The following is a 21,821-nucleotide window of genomic DNA, read 5'->3' as shown; positions in this document are numbered from 1 at the left end:
GTTCGAGGAATCTTCGTCTCAACAGCGATCTAATGAACCAGGATCGTACTGTCGGGCGACCAGCTCAACGTCACTTGCGAGCCAACTGGAATCAGGTCGTCGCCGGAATTTTGCACGTGGACCTTGAGCCGCTTCCCGCACCAGTCGAGCATGTAGGTTGTGTTGACGCCGGCAAAGACATGATGCACAACCTGCGCCGTGAGCCGGTTATACGCACTCGGAATGGCTTCGCCGCTTGCACGCTGAAGCACGATTTTCTCCGGACGAATCGCGCACTTCGTCTGATTCGATACCGCTGAGCGCGCCCCGCAACGAATCAGGCTGCCATCGTCAACGCGCATGCCGCCAGTCTCCAGGCGACCACTGAGAATGTTTGCATCGCCGAGAAAAGTGGCGGCGAACTCGCTGGACGGCTGATCGTAGAGGTCGCGTGCGGTCCCCTCCTGGATCAACCGGCCATCGCGCAGGATACCTACACGATCACTCAACGTAAGCGCTTCCTCCTGATCGTGCGTGACGAATACCGTTGTGATCGCGACATCGCGCTGGATGCGGCGCAATTCAACCTGCATGTCCACGCGCAACGACTTGTCCAGCGCGCTGAGCGGTTCGTCGAGCAGTAACACGCGAGGACGCGTCACGATAGCGCGGGCCAACGCTACTCGCTGGCGCTGCCCACCCGACAATTGATTGATCCTGCGCCCGTGCAAGCTGCCGAGTTGCACGAGGTCCAGCACCTCGCCTACGCGCCGCTTGATCTCGCTCTTGTCGACATGCCGTACGGAGAGCCCGAATGCCACGTTGTCGGCAACATTCATGTTCGGGAACAACGCGTAGTTCTGGAACACCATGCCAATCTCCCGCCGCTCCACCGGCAAGCGCTCGACCGGCTGATCATCGATACGAATCTGCCCGCTATCCGGAAACACAAAGCCGGCAATCATGCGCAGGAGCGTCGTCTTGCCGCTGCCGGACGGCCCGAGCAACCCATAGAGCCCACCCTCCGCGAAACGGATGGACACGTCATCCAGCGCGCGTGACTCGCCATACTGCTTGGATACCTTGATTACGTTGACTTCGGCCATTATTGTTCTCCACCAAACCGGTACAGCCGTGACACGATCAACATCGTGCCCATCGACACGACAATGATGATGGTTGAAATTGCGTTGATCTCGGGCGTAAAACCCTTGCGAATAGCGCTATAGATTTCGACCGGCAGCGTGGTCTCGCCCGGGTCCGACAGGAAGTACGACACCACGAACTGGTCGAACGACACGGCGAATGCAAACAAGGCCCCTGCCACCACGCCGGGCGCAATGGCGGGCAAGGTCACGCGCCACGTGATCTGCCAGCCGCTCGCGCCAAGCGAGCGGGCGGCGAGCTCCAGCTCAGGCGAGAACGTGCGCAAGCGCGCGCCGACCACGATGATCACGTAGGGCAGCGCGAGCGCCACGTGACCGAGCAGGATGGCGTGCAAGCCGCGCCCAATACCGATCGCAAAGAAGAAGATCAGCATGGCCGTGCCTGTGATCAGCCACGGGATCGCCATTGGCGGAAACAGCATGGCCTGCAGGAAACGCTTGCCCGCGAAGTCGTATCGAAAAAATGCCAGCGACGCCATCACGCCAAGAATGGTGGACAGCAGCGTGGTCCACAGCGCGATCTCGACGCTCCTGAAGGCAGCGGCCTTCAGCACGCCGTCCTCGGCAAGCGCCTGATACCAGTGCGTGGTGAAATGAAACGGCAGTTCGTAGAGCGGCGACGCATTCGCCGACATCAGCGCCATGACCAGGATCGGCAAATACAGAAAGCCGATCATGACGACCACGTATCCGTAACCGATCGCGCCTAGGGCTGCGCCGACGCTCCACACTCTGCGGCGCGGCGTATGCGGTGTGTTGGAGAGTTCGAGCGACCCCATGGTGTTGTCCTGCTTCATTTGTCCTTCCTCCGCGAGAGCCGCATGCCGGCGAACAGGATGACCAGCACGAGGCCCAGCAATGTGAACGACAATGCGGCGCCAAGCGGCCAGTTGAATACGGCGACGAACTGGTCCTCGATGACCGTGCCAATGAACGTGCCCTTGCGTCCGCCAAGCAACCTGGGCTCCATGAATGCCCCCACTACCGGCACGAAGGTCAGCACGGCGCCCGCCAGCATGCCGGGCATGGCAAGCGGCAGGATCAGCCGGCGCAGGATGGTCAGGCGCCCCGCACCCATTGAACGGGCCGCTTCGATCAGGGAGTCGTCAATCGCCTGCAGGCTCAGATAAGCGGTCAGCACCGAATAAGGCAGGTAGGAATGCACCAGCCCGATCACGATTGCCGGATAGGAGAACATCAGGTCGGTGTTGACTGTCCACGGCCACAGATGGTTGAGCACCCAGTCCACTACTCCGCCACTGCGCAGCACCATGTTCCATGAAAATATCCGCACCAGCCCGTTGCTCCAGAACGGCAGGATGATCAGCAGGAACAGCGCTTCACGCGTGCGTCCGCGTATTACCTTCGCAAGCATGTAGGCGCACGGAAAGCCCAGCACCGTGCAGATCAGTGTGACCTGGGCGCTGAGCCCCAGCGAACGCACCATCAGCTTCCTGTACAGGGGTTCATCGAAGAACGTCAGGTAGTTCTGGAACGTCAGCGTCCAGTTGCCGCCGCTCGTCGGCACGTCGGACATGAAGCTGTAGAACAGCATGACCGACAAAGGCAGGAACACCGCAAGCAGGAGCCACACGTAAGCGGGACCGGCCAGCGTCATGGCGCGAACCAGCGGTCTGCCTTGCGGCGAACTGAGGGCAAATTTCATGGCACTTCCTTGAACGTCGTCAGTCGGCCTGCGCCTTGATTTCCTGCCATAACTGCAGGTAGGCCTTGCGCTTGTCGTCGGTGATCGGCTCCTGGAACTGGATCCGCGACTGCACCGCCGGGTTCGCCAGCACCGCGCGGTTGAACGCATTCGCCGGCAACGCTGCAACCGCCTTGACGTTTGCCGAGACCGGCGCGCCAACGCGAGAATCCCACTGCGTGTAGAACCCCGGATCGATCATGTAGTTGATGAAGGCCTTCGCCCCCGCGACGTTATGCGCGCCCCTGGGAATTGACAGCGAATCCAGCCAGCCGATTGCACCCTCGTTCGGGATCACGAAGGTAACCGGCAAGTTGAACTTGTTGCGTGCGCGTGCGGCTGATCCGCTCCAATACGTGGAGATGTAAAACACCCCCGACGCCACATACTGGTTCCAGTCGTTCTCTGAACTCCAGAATGTTTTCAGCTGGCCGGTCAGCGCCTTGAGCTTGTCCTTGACGGCATCGAGATTCTTGATGTCGTTGATGTTCTGGCCCGTGGCGAGAGCCGCAAACTGGACCGCTTCGATGGCGTCGTCGCGAATGCCGACATGACCTTTGTACGCCGGGTCCCACAGCGCCTGGATGGTGTCCGGCGCCGGATGGACCTTGGTGTCGTTGACAGCGAATGAAGTCACGCCCCACACCCATGGAATGCCATAGCTCTGGCCGCCAATCTCAAGCAAGTGCGAGTGGCGCATCTTGGGGTTCAGGTCCGCGACGTTCGACATCCCGGTCACGTCAATAGGCTGCAGCAGGTTTTGTTCGCGTGCTTGCTGGTTGAACGCGCTATTGACCATCACCACGTCGTACGCGCCCGGATTGGTGCGCAGTTTGGTGAGCATTTCCTGTTCGGAGTTGAAGAAGTCGTTGACCACGTGATACCCGGTCTTCGCTTCGAACTCCTTGAGCGCCCAAGGCTCGTCCGTGCCGTACCCCTTCCAGTTCAGCACGTGTATATCTTCGGCGTGCGCGGCGAACGAAGCCAGGGCGGCTGTTGCCATCACGCACGTCAGTGCCTGTTTCAATACTTTATCGATCAATGCCATTTCATGGACTCCCGGCAATCAAGTTGAACTCAAGCAGCACAGGCTGCGGCAGTAACTAGTTAATACAACTTAGTGAACCATCAAGCGCGATGACCATATCCAATCCGGATATCACCGCCCCGCTCGCCCGCCTCGCGTATTTTCAGAATTCCAGGTGCAATCCAAAATAGGCGGGGTCAAGCAGACTGACGACGTATTCGACCGGGTTGCCGTTCTTGTCACGCGTGAGACGACGGGTCCGCAGGAACGACTTGCCCGGCGGGTGCTTCAGGATCTCTGCGTTAGCTTGTTCGAGCCCGATCACCTCCGCCCATTCCTCGCCGTGATCCGCGGCCATTCCGTATTCGATCAAGGTCTGGTTCAGCGACCCGCCAATCAGCCCTTGCAACGGCAGATCCGCCAACCGGTCGGAAAACGGAATCCGGCTGAGTTCAAGCGAGATCGGCCGCTCCGAGTCCGCCAACACCCGCAGCCGGTCCACTGCAATAAAGGCAGGCTGGTCCAGCACGAGTTCAGCAGCGAGCTTTTCATCCTGGATCACGCTGATTTGCAGCAACCGGGTTTGCGCACCGCCGTCCGCCGTTTCGAGCGCCTTTGACCAGCCCAGCGCACTATCAAGCGTCTGGCCGTTGTAGGTGACAAACGAACCCACGCCAACCTTGCGGGTAATCAGCCCCGTGTTCATCAACTCCTCGAGGCCCTTGCGAACAGTGTTCCGGCTGACCGAAAACCGCTGCACCAATTCACTCTCGCTTTCCAGCAACACGCCGTAGGGCAGGCGCCCGGTCAAGATCTCATCCTGGATCGCCGCAGCGACCATTTCCGCTTTCGACGCGCCCACATTGTTCAAACGTTTCTTCATTGCAGCGCCCCCGATCGTGGTGACCTTTCCGTCCTGAGCGCACGGAGAAAGAAAGTGATTCTTAAGCGCACATGTATGAACATGTTTGTCACGTGTCGCGCCGAAAATGAACGCTAGAATTTATGGAACATACCGATCGAGATGCCGTGCGGATTCGCGCCGGGATAAGCCAGCGGCAAGCCAGGATTAGCCGATCCGGCCAGGGTATAAGACGCCTGGTTGTGATTGGTCAAATATGAAACCGTGCCATATACGCTGGTATTTTTAGAGAGATCATACTGAGCCATTGCGGCAATCTGATTCGCATTATTGGCGGCGGGGGTTTTATCGTGCAAAGCGGTATAGCCTAAAGCGACAAATACCGTAGGCGTGAATTGATATTTACCGGAAACACCATAAACATTGACATTCAGATTAATGTCCGTCCATCTGCTGGCGGCATAACCGGCATAAATCGTGGCCTTCTGGATGGTGTAGGAGGCGCCTGCCTCGACGGCGGTGTCGGTCGAGGAATTAGAGGCATTCTTCACGGCCTGCCATGCCACGGTAGCGGCAATCGGGCCGCTGTTGTACTGGAGGTCGGCCTGATAACTCGAACCCGCCGAGCGCAGTCCGCCCGCATCGCCAAAACCGGCGTATACCCCCGCCTGCAAGCCTCCTATGACGGGAGATTGGTACGACACGGTATTACTCGTGCGCACAACATAAGTCATCAGGTTGCTGAATCCGGATGCCTGAGTCGCTGCCCCGAATGCGTCCAGATAACCCTGGTCGTAAAAGACCGGCGAGTTTTGGCGGCCCAGTCTCACTTCCCCCCAATTGCCCGACATTCCCACCCACGCCTGCCGGTTGAACATCTGCCCTGTGGAAGCGAATGTGCCGTCGTTCGGATTAAAACCGTTCTCGAGCTGGAAATTGACCTTGTTGCCGCCGCCAATATCTTCGGAGCCCTTTAATCCAAAACGGCTGGCCCATTCGGAACTCGACCCGATGGCTGCGGTGTAATGATTCCCTGTGTTAACGTACTGAAAGAACTCATCCACAATACCGTAAAGCGTCACGCCAGAATCCGCATGAGCATAACTACACGACAACAACGCTGCACATGCAGCGTATCGACCCAGCTTCATATACCCCCCGGTAGTAAAAATAGCGGACGTGCTACGGCAGTGAACAAGCGGACCTACTTATCCGTCTAAAAAAGTACATGTATGAACAGGATCAAAATGTAGGTTGCCATTTTTTCGCAGTCAAGCGATTTGCATGTAGGGGAAAATGCTTAGATGACGGCGACGGCAGGGATGCGTATGAGGGGCCGGGCCGCGATCGGTCGTAGCGGGTCAGGCATGACCGCCCTCCTCCTCGCGCGGATCTCCGGCGTCGCGCCGGGCGCGCGCAGCATTCGAGGCTTGAAGGTCAGCTCGCACATCGGCGTGGCCCAGGAGTCCGCCGAAGGCGATTCGCCGTCGAGCGATCAAACCGGTCCTCTGGTAACGTATCCGACCTACGCGCCTCTGCTCATGAGCCCACCGCATGAAGACAATTCCCTTGTCGGCCGCCCGTACCCTGCATCTGATGGCCCAGGGCCTGCTTGCGCCGCCTCGCCGCAAGGCGACAAAAGCGGACGTGCTAGGCGCCATCCAACGCATGGCGCAGCTGCAGATCGACACCATCCAGGTGGTCGCACGCAGTCCTTACCTTGTGTTGTTCAGTCGCCTTGGCGACTATCAGTCGCAATGGCTCGACGAGCATCTGGCCGAGGGTTCCCTGTTCGAATACTGGTCGCACGAAGCCTGCCTTGTGCCAATAGAAGACTACGGGTTGTTGCGTCACCGAATGCTTGATCCCGCCGGAATGGGCTGGAAATACGCGGCGGACTGGCATGCGAAACATCGTGACGATATCGAGCGCCTGCTCGAACGCATTCGGGCAACCGGTCCCATTCGCTCGGCGGACTTCGCCCGCGAAGGCGGCAACGGCAGCGGCTGGTGGGATTGGAAACCCGAGAAACGTCACCTGGAAGTGCTGTTCGCGACCGGCGAACTGATGGTCGCGGAACGGCGCAATTTTCATCGGATCTACGATGTGACCGAGCGCGTGCTGCCGGACTGGAATGACGCGCGCGACCTGCCGCCCGCCGAAGCCGTCCCGCAGGAACTGCTCAGGCGCGCTTGCCGCGCGCTCGGCATCGTCCGTGCCGACTGGGTCGCCGACTATTACCGCATGCCGCGCCGTCCTTACACCTCGGCGTTACATGAACTGGCCGATGCCGGTGAGCTGATATCCGTGCGAGTCGACGACTGGAAGGCCGACGCCTTCGTGCATCGCGACCTCGCGGACAAACTTGACGATGCGGCGGCGGGCAATCTGACTTCCACGGTGACCACGGTGCTGTCGCCATTCGATCCGGTTGTATGGGACCGCAAGCGCGCGAGCACGTTGTTCGGGTTCGACTACGTGATCGAGTGTTATACGCCGGCCGCGAAACGCAAGTACGGTTACTTCGTACTCCCCATCTTGCATCGCGGACGCCTGATAGGACGGGTCGATGCAAAAGCGCATCGCACGCAGGGCATTTTCGAACTCAAGTCGTTGCATATCGAGCCGGGCGTGCGGGTGGGCACGGGCTTGACGGCCGACTTGCGCCGCGCGTTGCAACGCTGTGCGGATTGGCATAAAACCCCGCAGCTAGCGGCCGGTGCGGGCGTTCCCGCAACGCTCGCCGCAGCCCTGACCAGCGGGTCCTGACCGCTGCAAGTACCTGTTGAAAACTAGATCGCGTCCACCGGACGGCTCGCGTCGGCATCGACACAACATACGAGCACTTCCGCGTCGTCCTCGCTGGTGGTCACATACACGTGGCCGACGGCGCTATCGAAATAAAGACTGTCGCCGGGTTCAAGCCTGAACACCTTGCCGTCTTCGAAACGCAACTCCAGCGACCCGCCAAGCAAGAACACGAATTCCTCGCCCGCATGCCGGATGTACTCGGGAAAGTCCGACACATCCCTTGCACGGATATGTGCACGCATTGGCACCATGCGTTTGCCGGTCAGGTCGTTCGCGAGCATGCCGTACTCGTAGTTCGGCGTGTCGTAGATCACCTGCTCGCCCGACGCCGTGAAAGAAGGTCTCATGGGTCGTGCGGCCGTGCTGGCCGACAGCCGCGTGCGTCCGAAAATTGCGTCGAATTCAAGCTGCAGGGAATGCGCAAGCGCGGCGAACTTGTCGTAGGTCAGCGCAATGTCCCCGCGTTCGGCTTTCGAAATAGTCGATACGGCAATTCCCGATCGCCCGGACAACTCCATCAGCGTCAGCCCCCTCGCCTTGCGCGCTTCACGAATCCGTGCGCCCACGGTCTTGTGATCGAGGGCCGGCGGCGCATCGCGTTTCACCTTTTCTGCCGTTGCAACCACCGCTTTCGCCATCGCTTTGCCTCTACACCTGGGGTCAAGATCTTTGTCGGATATGAGAATTTTATTTTTTCTCGTATATGATAACTCACGTCGATTCCCTCAAATTGAAGGACGCTGATCGTGTCATCACTTGTACTGGGCAAGGCCGGTTTGTCGAAGACGCACGTCATTGCCGCGACCACGGTCGGCACGGCGCTCGAGTTCTACGACTTCACCATCTACAGCTTTTTCGCGATCCAGATCGGTCAGCTTTTCTTCCCGGGCGCGTCGCCGGTAAACCAGTTCCTGCTGTCGATAGGCGTGTTCGGCGTCGGTTTCGTCGTGCGTCCGCTGGGCGGGATCGTGATTGGCGCCTATGCGGATCGCGTGGGCCGCAAGAAGGCGATGGTCCTGACCATCATGATGATGGCGCTGAGCTGCGCGATGATCGCCTGCGCCCCGCCCTACGCGGTCGCGGGCATGGCGGCGCCGCTGATCGTGCTGGCCGCGCGGCTGCTCCAGGGCTTTGCGGCAGGCGGTGAGTTCGGGCCGGGCACGACGCTGCTGGTCGAATATGCAACCGACCAGACCCGCGCTTTCTTCGCGAGCTGGAACTTTGCGGCAACTGCGCTGGGTCTCGCGCTCGGTGCGCTAGTCGCCACCCTCGTGAACGTTGCGTTGCCGAAGCAGGCCGTCCTCGAATGGGGCTGGCGCCTGCCGTTCCTGCTTGGGATCATCGCCGCGCCAGCCGGCATGCTGATACGCCGGCGCCTGGAGGAAACGCTGGTGAATAGCACAACCCGCGCGACCCGCGCACCCGGTGCGCCCCGACCTCAAGGCGCTTTAAAAGCGGCACTGACCACGCACCTGAAGCTGACCATTCTAGGCACGTTCGCCGAACTCGGCGGCTCCGTGTCGGTGTACATCACGGCGTTTTTCTTGCCGAGCCATGCGGTTCGCGCGTTGCATCTTTCGCCTACCGCCGCGGTGACATCGGGCGTCGTCAGCTCGCTTGTCCTGTTCGTGGCCGCGCCGCTGACCGGCAAGCTCGCCGACCGCTTCACCCGCAAGCGCGTACTCGTGATCTCTCGTGTCATCATGTTGCTGGCCGTCTATCCGGCGTTTTCATTCCTCGGCAACCACCCTTCAATGACTGCTCTATGCATTGTGTCGGGCTTGCTCGCGGTGTTCGTCGCCGGCCAGATCGTGCCGGTCCTCGTGATGATCCCGGAGCTGTTTCCGAAGCATGTCAGGGCGACCGGCATTGCGTTGACCTATGTGGTGAGCGCATCGTTTTTCGGTGGTTTCTCGCCGTTCATCGCAAGCTGGCTGGTGACGAAAACCGGCAACCCGCTCGCGCCGGCATGGTACGTCGCCGCGGCCTGCGCGATCTCGCTCGTGCCGGTAATCTGGCTGAAAGACCGCACCGGCGAATCGCTTGCATGAACGCGCGTTCACACGTAGAACACGTTTAAGGAGACTTCAACGTCATGAGTCACAACACTGAACTGATCAGCCGATCCGCCGTTGAACTGCGCCGCATGATCGGCTCAAAAGAGATCTCCCCGGTCGAGTTGCTCGATGCCTGTATTGAACGGATCGAGGCAATCAACCCGGCGGTGAATGCGGTCACGGCCACGTGTTACCCCGAAGCGCGCATTGCTGCTAAAAGCGCCGAGCGCCAGGTCTTGAACGGAGAACCGCTCGGCTTGCTGCATGGCTTGCCGCTCGGCGTGAAGGACCTGGAAGATACCGCAGGCCTTCTGACCACCTACGGCTCGCCAATGTCCCGCGGCAACGTCCCGTCCCGCGATGTCCTGCTTGTCGAACGCCTTCGTGCAGCAGGTGCGATCCTCGTCGCGAAGACCAACGTTCCGGAACTCGGCGCGGGTGCGAACACGCGTAACCCGGTCTGGGGAGCGACCGGCAACCCCTTCAATCCCGAGTTGAATGCAGGCGGTTCATCGGGTGGCGCGGCAGCCGCGCTGGCCTGCGACATGCTGCCGGTCTGCACCGGCTCGGATACAGGCGGATCGCTGCGCATACCGGCATCGAAATGCGGCGTGGTCGGCTTCCGGCCGTCGCCCGGACTCGTGCCGAACTCACGCAAGCTGCTGGGCTGGACGCCCATATCCGTTGTCGGCCCCATGGGCAGGACCGTTGCCGAAGCCTGCCTGCAACTCGCTGCGACTGCCGGCATTTCCGCGACTGATCCGCTTGGCTACGAGTCCGACCGCTTAAGTTTTGCCACGCCGCAAGCACTGGACCTGAGCACATTGCGCATTGGCTGGACGGAAGATTTCGACAGCTGCGACGTCGATGAAAACATCCGCCGGATCTTTCGCGAACGTATGGCGGCGCTCAAGCCGATGGTCCATACCTGTGAGCCAGTGAGCTTCGATCTCGGCGATGTCCACCGCTGCTTCGACGTGATCCGCGCGGAGAGTTTCGTCGCGGGCCTGCGCGACGCGTATGCTCGCGACCCGAACACGCTCGGCCCCAATACGCGGGCGAACTACGAACTGGGCGCAAGCATGACGCTTGCCGACAGCGCCTGGGCGCAAGCCGAACAAACGCGCATATTCAAGCGCTTCCAGTCCGCCTTCGCGGAGTACGAGGTGATCCTCTCGCCGACTACGCCGGTTTCGCCGTTCCCATGGCGGGAGTTGTATGCCGCGCAGGTTGGCGGGCGGGCGCAGGAGAATTACTATCGATGGCTGGCGCTAACCTACGTGATCACGCTGACCACGCACCCGGCGATCTCGATACCCTGTGGCGTTGATCACGAGAGCATGCCCTTCGGGCTGCAGATCGTCGGGCCGTTTCATGGCGATCACAAGACGCTCGCAGTGGCTCATGCGCTGGAGCAGGCCTTCGAAAACTCGCCGGTCCTGCGCCGTCCGCGGCCCGATTTATCGAAGCTGACGCAGCCGACGGTATCGCTGAAATCGATCGTCACTGCGCCGCCCGTTTTCAATACCACCGGTGAAAGCACGACCGGCACATCGACCGTCTAGACCATGACAAACGAAATCAAACGTCTTCAAACCAACGCGCGGATGAGCCAGGTGGTGATCGCGAACGGTTATGTCCATCTTGCGGGCCAGGTTCCGGACCATGCCAACGAGTCGATCACTGAACAGGCGAGCAACATCCTCGGACGGATCGATACGTTGCTCGCGTCCGCCGGCGTCGACAAGACCCGCCTGATCACGGCCAACATCTGGCTGAGCGACCCGAAGCACTTCGCCGAATTCAATGCCGTGTGGGACGCGTGGATTCCCGAGGGCCATGCCCCCACGCGCGCCTGCGTCCAGGCACTGCTGATGAAGCCCGGCTGCGACGTCGAAGTCGCCGTGACAGCGCTTGCCTGACCCCGGCCTGACCTGTTGAGGAAACCCACATGAAATTCGATACCGTCGTGCTCGGCGGCGGCATAGTAGGCGTATCCATTGCGGTGCATCTGCAAAAGCGCGGCCGCTCGGTCGCGCTCGTGGACTGCAAGGCTCCGGGCAACGAGACTTCGTTTGGCAACGCGGGACTGATCCAGCGCGAAGGGGTTTATCCGTACGCGTTTCCGCGCGCGTTGAGCGCTCTGCTGAAGTATTCCCGCAACACCGCGCTCGACGTCCGCTACCACCCCAACGCCATGCTGAAGCTCGCGCCGTTTCTCTGGCAGTATTGGCGCAACTCGCATCCGTCGCGGCATGCCGTGATCGCGCGCTGGTACGCCACGCTGATCGAGCATTGCGTGACGGAGCACCGGATGCTCGCGGCCGAAGCCGGTGCAAGCGCGTTGCTGCGGCCTAGCGGCTGGATCAAGGTGTTCAGGACGAACGCGAAGCAGGATTCGGAAATGGCCGTCGTGCAGCGTTGGCAGCGCGAGTTCGGCGTGAGCTTCGACGCCCTCGACCCGGCGCGTTTGCGCGAGACCGAACCTGATCTCGACACTTCGCTGAAAGGCGCGCTTCGCTACACCGCGGCCGATTCCGTCACCGACCCGAACGCGCTGGTCACGGCCTATGCGCAGTATTTCGACAAGCTGGGTGGACGGTTTTTTATCGGCGATGCGACTACGCTCAGGGACCACTGGACCGTCAGCACGCAAGCGGGTTTGCTGAGCGCGCGTTCGGCCGTGATCGCGATGGGACCCTGGTCCGGCGATGTCACGAGGCGGCTCGGGTACACCCTGCCGCTGGCGGTCAAGCGCGGTTACCACATGCACTATGCGGCGAGGCCGGATGCGCGCCTGAACCATCCGGTACTCGATGTTGAAAACGGTTACCTGATCGCGCCGATGTCACGCGGCATCCGCCTCACCACGGGCGCGGAACTCGCGTTTCGCGATGCACCGAAGACGCCGGTGCAACTGGACGCGGTTGAACCGATCGCACGCGGTTTGTTCCCGCTGGAACAGCGCCTCGACGACGAACCCTGGATGGGCCGCCGTCCCTGCACGCCCGACATGATGCCGATCATTGGCGCCGCACCGAAGCATGACGACCTGTGGTTCGCATTCGGACACGCGCATCACGGGCTGACGCTCGGTGCGATTACGGGGCGGCTCATAGCGGAGTTGGTGACGGGCGAAAAACCCCTCGTCGATCTGCAACCCTTCAGGGCCGACCGATTCTGAACGCAACGCTTCAACGCGCTCAGGCGGCCCGGCGCGTGCGGATTTGCGCTCCCTGCTCGGCGAGATCCCAGAAAAGGCCGGCCATGATCTGCAATGCCTGCCGCGCGACGCTGCCAAGCAGGTGCTCGTCCGGCGCGTGTTGCGAGCAAGCCGGGTACGAATGCGGCACCCATAGCGTCGGCAAGCCGAGCGTTTGCGCGAACACGTCGTTCGGCAATGAACCGCCAAGGTTCGGCAGCAACGCAGGTGGCTCACCCACGGTTGCTTCGATCGACGCCATACCCCAGCGCACCCACGGATCATCAGGATCAAGCCGGGTCGCGTGCATCCGCGTGCCGCTCTCCGCGACGTCGATATCGCTGTAGCCGAGCGCGTCCAGATGCTCGCGCACATGGCGCATGAAATTGTCGCTGTCACTGCCGACCACATAACGCAACTGGCAGCATGCGAACGCGTAACCGGGAATCGCATTCACCGGCGCCTCCGGATTGCCCGTCTTGAACGCCAGCACTTCAAGCGCGTTCCAGCCGAACAGACGCTCGACCGGCGTGAGACCCGGCTCGCCCCATTGCGGATCGACTTCAGGATCGTTCGGGCCACCGCCCACTTCGATCGATGTCAGCGCATCACGCACCGCTGGCGGCAAGGTCTCAGGCAACAGGCCCTTCACGCGAATCCGGCCGCGCTCATCGACCATTGAAGCAATCGCGTTGGCGAGGCGAATGCCCGGACTGCGCAACAGGCCCCCCCAGTTGCCCGAGTGATGGGCGCCGTCGCGTAACTGGAGTTTCATCGTGAAGTTGAGATTGCCGCGTGAACCGAGGAACAGCGTCGGTCGCGATGCCGACACGCGCGGGCCATCGGACGCAATGAATACATCGGCCTTCAGCGCGTCGCGATATTGCGCACAGACGGCGTCGAGCCCCGGCGAGCCGGTTTCCTCGCCCATCTCCAGGATCACCTTGACGTTGAAACCAAGCTGGCCCCCGCGCACTTCGATCACTTGTGCAAGCGCCGCGAGGTTGATCGTGTGCTGACCTTTGTTGTCCGCGGTGCCGCGGCCGTACCAGCGGTCGCCTTCGACCACGATCTTCCACGGCTCGCAGCCGCTGCGCCATTGTTCCTCATAGCCCAGAACGACGTCGCCATGACCATAGGTCAGCACGGTGAGCGCGGCAGGATCTTCAATGCGCTCGGCGATCAGGAACGGACTCTTGCCCGGCAACGGGTTGTCGATGATCTGCCAGGTGAAGCCGAGCGCTTCAAGCTCAGGCACGATCGTGTCAGTCAGGTACGCGTATAACGCCGGCAGGCTCGCAGCCGACTGGCTCTCGGTGCGTTGCGCGACGCGCCGGGCCAGCACCTGCATGAAATGACCATCGTCGAAATAGGAAGTAGCCAGGTCGATGGCTTGGGTGCGACTCATCGGGTCGTATCTCCGGTTGGGGATCAAGGATCTGGGATCAGGTAACGTCAGAACGGCGCCAGTTCGGGCAGGCCGAGACCGGGCTCGGGCGTCAGCACCGAGGACAGCAGCATTTGCGTGTACGGATGTTCGGGATTCGAAAAAATCGCCTCGCGACTCTTCTCCTCGACAATGCTGCCGCGATACATCACCGCAACGCGATTGGCCAGATGCTCGACCACGCCCAGGTCATGGCTGATGAACAAATAGCTGAGGCCGAACTCGGCCTTCAGATCGATCAGCAAGTTGAGAATCTGGGCTTGCACGGAGACATCGAGGGCTGATGTTGGCTCGTCGCAGACCAGGATCCCGGGGCGCAGGACCAGCGCGCGCGCAATCGCCACCCGCTGGCGCTGCCCGCCCGACAACTGGTTCGGATACTGCTGGTGGGTACGTTCTGGCATGCCGACGAGATCGAGCATGCGTTTGACTTCGGCGTTGCATTCAGCCCGGCTCCCGCGCTTATGCAGCATCAGCGGCAAGCCGACAATCTGCGCCACCGTCTTGCGCGGATTCAGCGATGAATAGGGATCCTGAAAGATTGGCTGGATACGCTTCGCCATCTCGAGCGACGCACGCGGATCGATCTGCTTGCCGTCAATCAACACGCTGCCCGAACTCGGCGCAAGCAGGCCGAGCAGCATCTTCGCGAGCGTGCTTTTACCGCAACCCGACTCCCCGACGAGCCCAAGGGTCTCGCCTCGGTAAAGCCGCAACGAGACATCATTGACGGCCTGAAACTGGCGGGCGGTACGAAACAATCCGCCTCCGATCGAAAACGTGCGGCTGAGTGCGCAGAGTTCCAGCGCAATATCCTGGCCCGGTACGGCGGCTGACGAAGAAGCTATCGCGGGTGTCATCGGACGGGCTCCTCGAGCAGTGTTTCGGCCAGCACGCAACGCGCGCAGTGGCCGCCTTCCACCGCCACGAGCGGCGGTTTCTGCGCGCAGGCATCGTGAGCCCGTTCGCAGCGGTTACGAAACGCGCAGCCCGTTATGTCACCGATCAATGAAGGCACGACACCGGGAATGGCCGCGAGATGCGTGCCGGGTCGCGTGCGCCCGCGCACCGGAATGCTGTTCAGCAAACCGCGCGTATAGGGATGGCTCGGCCGCCCGAACAACACGCCAACCGGCGCCGTTTCCACTACCTGCCCCGCGTACATGACCGCGACCCGGTCTGCAATGCGGGCGACCACACCCAGGTCATGCGTGATGAACAGCACCGCGGTTCCGAACTCGCGCTGCAAGTCGCGCAGCATGCGAAGAATCTGCGCCTGGATCGTCACGTCGAGCGCGGTGGTCGGTTCATCGGCAATGATCAGGTCCGGCTCGCACATCAGCGCCATGGCAATCATCACGCGCTGCCGCAAACCTCCCGACAGTTGATGCGGATACTGTCCGAGGCGCTCGGCCGCATTCGTGATCCCCGTCCGCTCGAGCAGATACACAGCCCGCTCGCGAGCCTGCGCCGCCGACACCTTTCGATGCTGGCGCAACGCTTCGCACAACTGATTTCCCAGCGTGTAGGACGGATTCAGCGAGGTCATCGGCTCCTGGAAAATCATCGCCATGCGGTTTCCCCGCAGCTTCGCCATGCCGCGGTCGTCCAGCGCCTGAAGGTCCACGCCGTCAAACCTCAGGCGCTGTGCCTGCCGCTTCGCCCGGCGCGGCAGCAAGCCCATCAGCGCCAGCGATGTCATCGACTTGCCGCAGCCGGATTCGCCTACCAGGCACAGCATCTCGCCGCGCTCGACGTGGAAGTCGATGCCGCGCACGGCGTGCAACGGACCGTTTTGCGTCGGCAATTCAACCTGCAAGTTTTCGACTTCGAGTAGTACGCTCATGGTTTGCTTCCTAGTTCCGGCCATCGGGCGCGTTGAGGTCGCGCAGGCCATCGCCGACCAGGTTGATCGCAAGCACCAGCACCGCGAGGGCTACACCCGGGATCACGATGACCCAGGGCTGGAAGAACATGTACGCCTTGCCCTCGGAGATCATCAGCCCCCAGGACGGCATGGGCGGCGGCACACCAAGTCCGAGGAAGGACAACGTGGCTTCGAGCAGGATCGCATGTGCCATCTCGAGCGTCAAAACCACGATCAACGCGCTTGCAATATTCGGCAGCAATTCGCGCAGCAGGATGTATGGGGTCGACGCACCGACTGCCTTGGCTGCCGCGATGAATTCCGCGTCGCGCAACTGCTGCGTGACCGAACGCGACACAACCGCGAAGCGGTCCCACAACAGCAGGCCGAGCAGCAGGATCACAGTCTTGAGCGAGCCGCCGATCAGCGACGACATGGCCAGCGCCACGAGCACGACCGGCATCGCGAGGCGGGTGGTGATGACGTAGCTGATGAGCGCGTCGACCCGGCCGCCGAAATACCCGGCCAGCACGCCAAGGGTCGTGCCGATCAACCCGGACAGGGTCGCTGCCGCCACGCCGATCAGCAACGACACCCGCGCCCCGTAGAGCAACCGGCTGAGATAGTCGCGCCCGAGCTTGTCGGTACCCAGCACGTATTGCCAACTGCCGCGTGCGCTCCATACAGGCGGCACCAGACGGCGTGAGAGGTCTTGCCCATAGGGGTCGTGAGGCGCAAGCAGCGGCGCAAATAGTGCCGCCAGCACGATCAGGCCAAGCAGGACCGCGCCGAGTGTCAGGCCATGCTGGCCGAGCATGCGGCGCAGGATTCGCCGCCATGGCGGCACGGCTGCTGCATCAACGCGCAGCACGGGCAGGATGCGGGCATCGGACGTCATGGTGCTCTCCTAGCGGGTACGCATGCGCGGATCGAGCGCGGCGTTGGCGACATCGGCCACGAAGGTCAGCGCGATATAAAACATCGCGATGATCAGCACGACCGCTTGCACGACCGGAAAATCGTTGCGGGCGATGGCGTCCCAAGCGAGCTGGCCGAGCCCTTGCAGCGAGAACACGGATTCGATCACCACCGAGCCGCCCAGCATGAAACCCAGTTCGACCGCAGCCAGCGCAACAACCGGGATCAACGCATTGCGCAACGCGTGCTTGAAAACCACACGAGCGGGACTCAGGCCCTTGGCGCGCGCCGTGCGGATGTAGTCGGCGCCAAGCACGTCGAGCATGCCGGCGCGCGTGAGCCGCATCATCGCGGGCGTGGCGTAGTAACCCAGCGCGATAGCTGGCAGTACGAAGTTCTGCCAGCTCGAATTCCCCGCGACGGGCAGCCATTTCAGTCCGACCGAGAACACCAGGATCAGCGTGAGGCCGAACCAGAAACTCGGCATGGCCTGCCCGATCACAGCGATCAGCAACGCGAACCGGTCGACCCACGAATCGCGATACAGTGCGGCAAGCACGCCAAGCGGAATCGCCACGAACACCGCGATAGCCAGCGCAATGCCCCCAAGCTTCAGCGTGATCGGCAGACGCTCGGCAATCAGGTCCATGACCGACGACTGGAAGAAGAACGAGCGCCCGAAGTCGAGGTGAGCCGCGTGCCACAGCCAGTCGATATATTGCGAGGTCACCGGTCGGTCGAGTCCGTATTGCACCCGCAATGCTTCAACCTGGGCGGCGGAGGCTTCCGGCCCGGCGATCGAGGTCGCGAGATCGCCCGAGACATGCAGCAGCGCGAAACTGACGATCGACACGGTCAGTGCAACCGCGATCGCCAGCCCGAGACGGCGAAGAATATAGGCGAGCATGAGAGCTTCCTCATAGATGAAGGCGCGCGAAGATGGCGTCGAACGCCATCGGCAAAGCGGCCTGCAAGGGCCAGAGTTGCAGCGTGCTACTTCCAGCTGGCTTCGTAGAAACGCGGCAGTTCGTCTGGGTACGCCTTGAAATTCAGGTCGCTCGTGAACGCGTAGTTGGTCGAGTATGAAAAGAGCGGCGCCCAGTAGGCCTGTTCGCTGATCCGCTTGAGCGCCTGCGCGTAATCCGTCTTGCGCACCCCCGGGTCATTCGATGAATCGGCGGCATCGAGTACCTTGATCACGGCCGGATCCTTGGCGCTGTCGTCGGGACCACCCTTGAAATACACGCTGACGAACGCCGACGCATCGTTGACCGAGAACGAACCCCAGGCCTGGAAGGTCATCGGCGTCTTGCCCGAGCGCTGGGCCGTGCGCAACGCCGCGTATTGCAGGTAATGCAAGCGCGCGTTGATACCGACCTTGCGCAGGTCACCGATAATCGCTTCCGCATATTCACGCTCGCGATACGCATAGATGTCGGTATCGAAACCGTTCGGATAACCCGCTGCTTTCAGAAGCTCGATAGCCTTCGCCGGGTTGTAGTCGTACTTGATGACGCCCGAGATGTCGCAGCCGAACTGGGTCCGGAAACAGGTCGCGTAGACCGGCTGGCTGCCGCCGCGCACGAGGTCTTTTGTAAGCGCGCCGCGGTTGATCGCGTAGTTCACGGCCTGGCGCACACGCACGTCCTTGAACGGTGAATTGGGCGCTGAGCTACCGATAGCGTCCATTGACACGTAACCAACCCGCATGGTTTCACCGCCGATCACGCTCAGGTTCGGCATCGCCTTGAGCGAGTCGGCCTGGTCGGCGGGAACACGCCAGATCCAGTCGACCGCACCGGTCATCAGTTGCGCCGAGCGCGTTTCCGGATCGGGGATCACCAGGAACCTGACCGTGCCAATTTTCGGCGTGCCGAGCGGACTGCCCTTGAAATAGCTGGTGTTCTTGACCATGGTCACACCAACGCCCGGTGTGACAGCCGTGATCTTGTAGGGGCCCGTGCCGATCGGCGCCTTGCTGAAACCTTCGAGCCCGACCTTCTTGAAGTACGCGGCGGGATAGATCGGCGTGGGGCCGGACAGGTATTCCAGCGCAGCCGGAAACGGCGCTTTCAACAGGATGCGGACCTGATAGTCGCTGACTTTCTCCGCGCCTTTGATCCAGTCGACGTTTTGCCGCGTGACCACTTTCGAGTCGGGCGACACCACATAATTGAACGTGAAGACCACGTCGTCGGCGCTGAACTTGTCGCCGTTCTGGAACGTGACGTCGTGGCGCAGGTCGACCAGCAGCGAGGTCGGTGACTCCCACTTCCAGGCTGTCGCCAATTCCGGTTTGTATTGCCCCGTCGCCGGGTCGCGGTAGACCAGCGTGTCCCACACCATGTGCGCCACGATCACGCCTTCGCGCAGGTTGTTGTGATACGGCGAGATGTTTTCCGGTTCGCTGTCCGAGGCATAAACCAGCGTGTCGTTGGACTTTCCAGCGAAGGCGTGGCTGGAAAGAAGCAGCAAAGCGGCAAGCAACGCCACCTTCAATCGACCGGCAACATTCATCGTACTGACTCCAGTGGAAGGGCTTTGCCGGGATGCTCAGCCCACATTCGACGAGTTTTCGGAATCAAGACTAAACGCTGAATTTTGTCGCGACTATCATCGAAACAATAATCGCCCGTTGCCGAATCGGCATCGCAGATGCGCTCGAACGGACCAGAATGAAACATCACCATTTGCAGGAGACCGCGTTACGCTATTTTCTCGAGGTCGTGCGTACCGGTTCAATCAGTGAGGCGTCCACCCGCCTGAACGTCGCCAGCTCGGCGATCAGCCGCCAGATCGCGGGTCTGGAGGAAGCGCTCGGAACACCGTTGTTCGAACGGCGGCCGCGCGGAATGGTCGCGAGCGCAGCGGGCGAAATGCTCGCGGCGTTCGCGTTCAGGACCGCGCTTGAAGCGGACCGGCTGGTGCAGGACATCGACGCGTTGCATGGACTGCGCCGCGGTCAGGTGCGAGTCGCCGCGTCTGAAGGGTTTGCGATCGAATTCCTGCCGCAGGCCATTGCGGACTTTCGCGAAAAATATCCGGGCATCGTGTTCCAGTTGCTGGTCAGCTCGCCGGCGGAGGTCACGCGGCGAGTGCGCGAAGGCGAGACGGACATAGGCCTGACCTTCAGCCGGACCACCCACGGGGAAATCAAGGTCGAGTCCAGGAAACCCGCGCCGATGATGGCCGTGATGCGCTGCGGCCATCCGCTCGCGCGCTTCGAGACCCTATCGGTGTCGCAAATGAGTGAATATCCGCTCGCCCTGCCCGACATCGGCACGACCATCCGGCAACTCTTCGATATTGTCGTGGGTCAGCAGCGGCTGACGCTCGAACCCGCCGTGGTGAGCAACTATGTCGAGGCCCTGCATAATTTCTCGATCATGTCCGACACCATTTCGATCGCCGCCGAAGTCACGGTTCGCTACCGTGCGGCACGGGGTGAGCTGGTGATGATCCCGATCCGCGACCGGGGCATGGACGCGCGGCATATGGAAGTTCAGACGCTGGTCGGGCGCACGTTGCCCATGGTCGTGCGGCTGTTCCTGGAATTCTTGTGCGCACGGCTTGAGTAGCGCTCAAGAGGTCTCTTATGCAGTACTCGTCAGCCGGTCCACCAACGCCCGTGCGAGCGGCGGCAGGTCCTTCATGCTGCGTACGCAGATCTTGAGCTTACGTTCGGCCCAGGGATCGTTGAGGCGGATCATGCGGATATTCAATGCCTTGCCGTGGCGTTTCGCGACCGACTCCGGAACAATGCCGATGCCGACACCCTGCTCGATCATCCGGCATGCCGCTTCAAAGTTACCTACCTGAATGCGCAGTTTCAGACGCGCGCCCAGTGCATCGGCGGCGGTGACAATAAACGCATGGATCGCGCTGGTCGTTGGCAGTCCGACGAAGTTATCGTTCAGCGTACGGGCAAAGTCGACCGATTGCTCCGCCGCCAGCGGATGATCCTGCGACGTCACCAGGACGAGCCGGTCATCGCGATACGGCAACATCTCCAGGTGCTCGGCGTGCACATTGCCCGCCACAATGCCTATGTCCGTCGCGCTCTCCGCCACACCCTTGACGATCTCGCCGCTCAGTACTTCGCGCAAGTCGATATTGATATCCGGGTGATCGCGCAGGAAAGCGCTCAGCACCGAAGGCAGGAATTCACTGATCGCGGTGGTATTGGCCCAGATCCGCACATGCCCCTTGATGCCCTCGCCATACTCCTGCATGTCGCCCGCAAGATGCTCCACGCGCTCCTGCACGAGGCGCGCATGATGCACGAACGCCTCGCCCGCCGGTGTCAGCGTCATGCCCTGGCTGGTGCGGTACAGCAGCTTGAAACCCAGTTGCTCTTCAAGGTTCTTGATACGGTTGCTCGCGGCGGGCGGGGAGATATGGCAGCGCTCGGCGGCTCTTGCGAGGTTCCTGGTGTCGGCCAGATTGACAATGAGCGTCAGATCGACGAAATCGAAATGCATGTCGGTGGCAGGTGGGCGTGGGTCGGTGTGGGTCGGCGCGGGTGGCCGTGACGGATAGCGGCGGCGAAAATGCAAAAACGACGCGAGACTGCAATCTTAACGGACCGTGAAGCGCATCTTCAACAATGCTGAATTCCACCGTGGCGCGCGCTCTGTCAGAGTTGAAGTCTTGAAACGCTGCAGGGGAGACGAAGTTGAAGATTATGGTGCCAGTCAAACGCGTGGTCGACTACAACGTGAAAGTCCGGGTAAAGCCGGATGGCAGCGCAGTGGACATCGCGAACGTGAAGATGTCGATG

The 21,821-nt window shown here is 61.4% G+C and carries 20 protein-coding genes and 1 pseudogene; 7 read left to right on the top strand and 14 right to left on the bottom strand.

The genetic code is table 11. The features are described 5' to 3' along the window. Positions 1 to 29: 29 nt before the first annotated feature. The 6 genes from ABH944_RS37460 to ABH944_RS37435 form a co-directional block, all read right to left on the bottom strand. Complete coding sequence (locus ABH944_RS37460; RefSeq protein WP_404612937.1) at positions 30 to 1,085, bottom strand: ABC transporter ATP-binding protein; 1,056 nt, start codon at positions 1,083 to 1,085, stop codon at positions 30 to 32. Further along, a complete protein-coding gene (locus tag ABH944_RS37455) occupies positions 1,085 to 1,942 on the bottom strand; it encodes an ABC transporter permease (RefSeq protein WP_404612935.1) in 858 nt (285 codons plus the stop codon). The genes ABH944_RS37460 and ABH944_RS37455 overlap by 1 nt, the downstream gene beginning before the upstream one ends. Further along, entirely contained in the window at positions 1,939 to 2,811 is an 873-nt protein-coding gene (locus tag ABH944_RS37450) for an ABC transporter permease (RefSeq protein ID WP_404612932.1), read from the bottom strand. Before ABH944_RS37450 ends, ABH944_RS37455 begins: the two co-directional genes overlap by 4 nt. Positions 2,812 to 2,830: 19 nt before the next feature. Next, the gene (locus tag ABH944_RS37445; protein ID WP_404612930.1) at positions 2,831 to 3,898 is read right to left on the bottom strand and encodes an ABC transporter substrate-binding protein; all 1,068 of its coding nucleotides are present in this window, start codon (positions 3,896 to 3,898) and stop codon (positions 2,831 to 2,833) included. A 142-nt stretch (positions 3,899 to 4,040) separates the two neighbouring features. Beyond that, complete coding sequence (locus ABH944_RS37440; RefSeq protein ID WP_404612928.1) at positions 4,041 to 4,760, bottom strand: GntR family transcriptional regulator; 720 nt, start codon at positions 4,758 to 4,760, stop codon at positions 4,041 to 4,043. Positions 4,761 to 4,873: 113 nt separating this feature from the next. Then, the gene (locus tag ABH944_RS37435) at positions 4,874 to 5,890 is read right to left on the bottom strand and encodes a porin (RefSeq protein WP_404612926.1); all 1,017 of its coding nucleotides are present in this window, start codon (positions 5,888 to 5,890) and stop codon (positions 4,874 to 4,876) included. Between the two features lie 403 nt (positions 5,891 to 6,293). Between ABH944_RS37435 and ABH944_RS37430 the strand changes: the two genes are divergently transcribed. Beyond that, on the top strand, positions 6,294 to 7,508 hold the full coding sequence (locus ABH944_RS37430) for a winged helix-turn-helix domain-containing protein (RefSeq protein ID WP_404612924.1): 1,215 nt from the start codon (positions 6,294 to 6,296) through the stop codon (positions 7,506 to 7,508). 23 nt (positions 7,509 to 7,531) lie between these two features. Here ABH944_RS37430 and ABH944_RS37425 read toward each other — a convergent pair whose 3' ends face one another. Next, positions 7,532 to 8,188, bottom strand: a complete 657-nt coding sequence (locus ABH944_RS37425; protein WP_404612922.1) for a helix-turn-helix domain-containing protein — start codon at positions 8,186 to 8,188, stop codon at positions 7,532 to 7,534. Positions 8,189 to 8,296: 108 nt separating this feature from the next. On the opposite strand from ABH944_RS37425, the gene ABH944_RS37420 reads away from it, so the two are divergent. Genes ABH944_RS37420 through ABH944_RS37405 form a run of 4 tightly spaced genes read left to right on the top strand, consistent with a single transcriptional unit; the run spans position 8,297 to position 12,791 of the window. Then, on the top strand, positions 8,297 to 9,601 hold the full coding sequence (locus tag ABH944_RS37420; protein ID WP_404612920.1) for an MFS transporter: 1,305 nt from the start codon (positions 8,297 to 8,299) through the stop codon (positions 9,599 to 9,601). 44 nt (positions 9,602 to 9,645) lie between these two features. After that, entirely contained in the window at positions 9,646 to 11,172 is a 1,527-nt protein-coding gene (locus ABH944_RS37415) for an amidase (protein WP_404612918.1), read from the top strand. Between the two features lie 3 nt (positions 11,173 to 11,175). Continuing rightward, a complete protein-coding gene (locus ABH944_RS37410; protein ID WP_404612916.1) occupies positions 11,176 to 11,529 on the top strand; it encodes a RidA family protein in 354 nt (117 codons plus the stop codon). 29 nt (positions 11,530 to 11,558) lie between these two features. Further along, positions 11,559 to 12,791: an NAD(P)/FAD-dependent oxidoreductase gene (locus ABH944_RS37405; protein WP_404612914.1), complete on the top strand. Its 1,233-nt coding sequence runs from the start codon at positions 11,559 to 11,561 to the stop codon at positions 12,789 to 12,791. A gap of 19 nt (positions 12,792 to 12,810) precedes the next feature. On the opposite strand, the gene ABH944_RS37400 is transcribed toward ABH944_RS37405, so the two are convergent. The 6 genes from ABH944_RS37400 to ABH944_RS37375 form a co-directional block, all read right to left on the bottom strand. Beyond that, positions 12,811 to 14,217 (bottom strand): M20 family metallopeptidase, encoded by a 1,407-nt coding sequence (locus ABH944_RS37400; protein ID WP_404612912.1) that lies wholly within the window; start codon positions 14,215 to 14,217, stop codon positions 12,811 to 12,813. 47 nt (positions 14,218 to 14,264) lie between these two features. After that, a complete protein-coding gene (locus ABH944_RS37395; protein WP_404612910.1) occupies positions 14,265 to 15,116 on the bottom strand; it encodes an ATP-binding cassette domain-containing protein in 852 nt (283 codons plus the stop codon). Then, complete coding sequence (locus ABH944_RS37390) at positions 15,113 to 16,102, bottom strand: ABC transporter ATP-binding protein (protein ID WP_404612907.1); 990 nt, start codon at positions 16,100 to 16,102, stop codon at positions 15,113 to 15,115. Before ABH944_RS37390 ends, ABH944_RS37395 begins: the two co-directional genes overlap by 4 nt. Before the next feature lie 10 nt (positions 16,103 to 16,112). Continuing rightward, a complete protein-coding gene (locus ABH944_RS37385; RefSeq protein ID WP_404612905.1) occupies positions 16,113 to 17,021 on the bottom strand; it encodes an ABC transporter permease in 909 nt (302 codons plus the stop codon). Positions 17,022 to 17,030: 9 nt separating this feature from the next. After that, positions 17,031 to 17,948: an ABC transporter permease gene (locus tag ABH944_RS37380; protein WP_404612903.1), complete on the bottom strand. Its 918-nt coding sequence runs from the start codon at positions 17,946 to 17,948 to the stop codon at positions 17,031 to 17,033. Between the two features lie 86 nt (positions 17,949 to 18,034). Beyond that, positions 18,035 to 19,558, bottom strand: coding sequence for an ABC transporter substrate-binding protein (locus ABH944_RS37375; RefSeq protein WP_404612901.1), 1,524 nt, complete (start codon positions 19,556 to 19,558; stop codon positions 18,035 to 18,037). Between the two features lie 158 nt (positions 19,559 to 19,716). On the opposite strand from ABH944_RS37375, the gene ABH944_RS37370 reads away from it, so the two are divergent. After that, positions 19,717 to 20,619 (top strand): LysR family transcriptional regulator, encoded by a 903-nt coding sequence (locus tag ABH944_RS37370; RefSeq protein ID WP_404612899.1) that lies wholly within the window; start codon positions 19,717 to 19,719, stop codon positions 20,617 to 20,619. 15 nt (positions 20,620 to 20,634) lie between these two features. Here ABH944_RS37370 and ABH944_RS37365 read toward each other — a convergent pair whose 3' ends face one another. Beyond that, on the bottom strand, positions 20,635 to 21,522 hold the full coding sequence (locus tag ABH944_RS37365; RefSeq protein ID WP_404612897.1) for a LysR family transcriptional regulator: 888 nt from the start codon (positions 21,520 to 21,522) through the stop codon (positions 20,635 to 20,637). A gap of 194 nt (positions 21,523 to 21,716) precedes the next feature. Between ABH944_RS37365 and ABH944_RS37360 the strand changes: the two are divergent. Beyond that, positions 21,717 to 21,821: pseudogene (locus tag ABH944_RS37360) on the top strand (electron transfer flavoprotein subunit beta/FixA family protein); the annotation flags it as partial.

Source organism: Caballeronia udeis, assembly GCF_044909315.1.
In the GTDB taxonomy this organism is placed as follows: domain Bacteria; phylum Pseudomonadota; class Gammaproteobacteria; order Burkholderiales; family Burkholderiaceae; genus Caballeronia; species Caballeronia udeis_A.
The sequence above is the reverse complement of the archived record's forward strand: the minus strand, read 5'-3'. Positions and strand labels throughout refer to the sequence as shown.